Below are 2,172 nucleotides of genomic sequence, written 5' to 3'. Positions count from 1 at the left end.
CCACCGCGGGGTGGAGCAGCCCGGTAGCTCGTCAGGCTCATAACCTGAAGGTCACAGGTTCAAATCCTGTCCCCGCATCCATCTTGATTTGCGACATGAACGCCTCGGGAACATCCCCGGGGCGTTTCTGATTCCGAGCACCCTCCGCCAAGCGAAGAATGGCGCCCAACTCCCCGCGCACCTCGATCCGCAGCCGCTCGCCCTCGGGCATGAGCCGGATCGCCTCCACCAGCCCCCGCACCACCTCCCGCGCCTCGACGCCGTCCTCGGCCGCCAGAACCCGCGCGAGCTCGGCCACGCGGGCGCGGTAGAGCTCCGCCAGGTTCGGGTGCAGCCGCGGGGCAGGGGCCTCCGCGCCCGCCAGCTCGGACTGTAGCCCTGCCTTGCGCCGCTCCAGCTCCTCGAGCCGGCTCTTGAGCGCCGCCGACGCCATGCCCGCCACGATCGCGTCCACCGCGCGCTCGATCTGCCCCTCGAGCCGCGCCAACTCGGCGCGCTGCGCGGTCAGCCCGGCCGAGGCCTCCGCCTGCAGCTGGTTCCAGGTCGCCGTGAACTCGGCCACGAATTCGCGGAACAGCGCCGGGTCCATCAGCCGCTCGCGCAGGGCCCCCAGCACCGTCTCCTCGAGCACGTCCCGCCGCACCGTCAGCCGGTTGCCGCAGGCCGTCGGGCCCTTGTTGCGCGCCGTCGAGCAGCCGAAGTGCTCGGCCGACATTTTCGAGAAGCCCCCGCCGCACGCGCCGCAGACCATCAGCCCCGAGAACAGATAGCGCGGCCGCTGCTTGGTCCAGAAGGCTCCACCGGGGGCCTCCTCATGCCCCTGCGCCGCGCCCTTGCGGTCCAGCGTGGCTTGCCGGGCCTTGGCGGCCTCCCACAGCTCGTCGGGCACGATGCGCAGCTCCGGCACCTCGGTGACCACCCGCGTCTCCGGAGCGGCCTTGCGGGCCACCCTGCGCCCGGTGCTCGGGTCCTTGGTCCAGGCCCGCCGGCCCCAGACCTGCTGGCCGATGTAGAGCGCGTTGTTCAGAATCCCGGTGCACTTGCCGCGGTCGCCGTTGATCGCGCTCGGCGCCCAGGCCCCGCCGCGTGGGCCTGCAATGCCCTCGGCGTTCAGCGCCAGCGCGATCCGCTTGGGCGAGAGCCCGGCGGCGTAGTCGCGGAAGATCCGACGCACCACCGCCGCCTGCGCCTCGTCGATTTCGCGATGTCCGCGGCCCGCGCGCCCATCGGGGGCCGGCGCGGCCCGGTAGCCGTAGCAGATGCCACCGGCGCTCCGTCCGTCCTCGGCCACCGCGCGCAGCCCGCGATGGGTCTTGGCCTTGAGGTCCGCCAGGAAGAGCTGCGACATCGTCCCCAGCAGCCCAATATGCAGCTGGGTGACCGGCCCCTGCTGGGCCGTGTGGATGGCGATGCCGAGGAAGCTCAGCTGGTCGAACAGCTCGGCGATGTCGGCCAGCTTGCGGCCGAGCCGGTCCAGCGCCTCGCAGACCACCACGTCGAACTTCCGGGCTTTCGCGTCGGCGAGCAGACGCTGGAACTCCGGCCGGAAGCGGCTGGCCCCGCTCACCGCCAGGTCCTCGTAGCCGTCCACCACCCGCCAGCCCTGCGCCTCGGCATGGACCCGGCACAGCCGCGTCTGATCCGCCGCCGAGCGCGGGTTCTGCTGGTCGCTCGAATACCGGCTGTAGGTCACCGCACGCAGCATTTTGGGGGCTGGCTCCCTGGCGAAGGTCGAGCGCGAGACTCGACGGGCGCGCCATCATAGCCCTCCCCCCGGACTGGCCCGCCAGCATCAGGACGCCAGCGGCCGACATGTCCGACAGCGCTGACCCGCCGCGCCGCCTGGCCCCTCCCGCTGATCGGGAAGAAGCCGGGCCGGCGCGGGCCGGTCAGAGCAGGAAGTCGGCGGCGGTCAGGGCATGGGTGTCGGTCAGCGTCACGCGGAACTCCGCGGTGGCGGTGTCGCCGTCGAGGTCGGCGATCACCACTGTGTCGCCGCCATCCTGGAAGACGGAGACGCTGTAGGCTTGGCTCAGGACGGCGCCGTTGCTGGCGTCGAAGACCAGCGTGTCAATCGGCACACAAACGGGACCCCGGATCGGCGTGCAAAAGGGACCCCCTTTTGGTGTGCATGGACGCGCCCGGGTTGGCCGGTGCGGAGCCGTAGGCGCC

Annotated in this window: 2 protein-coding genes and 1 tRNA gene; 1 reads left to right on the top strand and 2 read right to left on the bottom strand. The window is 71.9% G+C overall.

The annotated features are described in order from the left end of the window. The first annotated feature begins 4 nt into the window (after window positions 1-4). Window positions 5-81 (top strand) — tRNA-Met (locus AC1MIR_RS04890). Here the strand turns inward: AC1MIR_RS04890 and AC1MIR_RS04885 are convergent. Both AC1MIR_RS04885 and AC1MIR_RS04880 read right to left on the bottom strand, forming a co-directional pair. Further along, entirely contained in the window at window positions 38-1,705 is a 1,668-nt protein-coding gene (locus tag AC1MIR_RS04885) for a recombinase family protein (RefSeq protein WP_480027066.1), read from the bottom strand. The two genes, AC1MIR_RS04890 and AC1MIR_RS04885, sit on opposite strands and share 44 nt — an antisense overlap. Before the next feature lie 184 nt (window positions 1,706-1,889). Further along, window positions 1,890-2,081 (bottom strand): hypothetical protein, encoded by a 192-nt coding sequence (locus AC1MIR_RS04880; RefSeq protein WP_480027039.1) that lies wholly within the window; start codon window positions 2,079-2,081, stop codon window positions 1,890-1,892. Between the last annotated feature and the right edge of the window lie 91 nt (window positions 2,082-2,172).

This window comes from Falsiroseomonas sp. RANM36 (genome assembly GCF_056682175.1).
The sequence above is the reverse complement of the archived record's forward strand: the minus strand, read 5'-3'. Positions and strand labels throughout refer to the sequence as shown.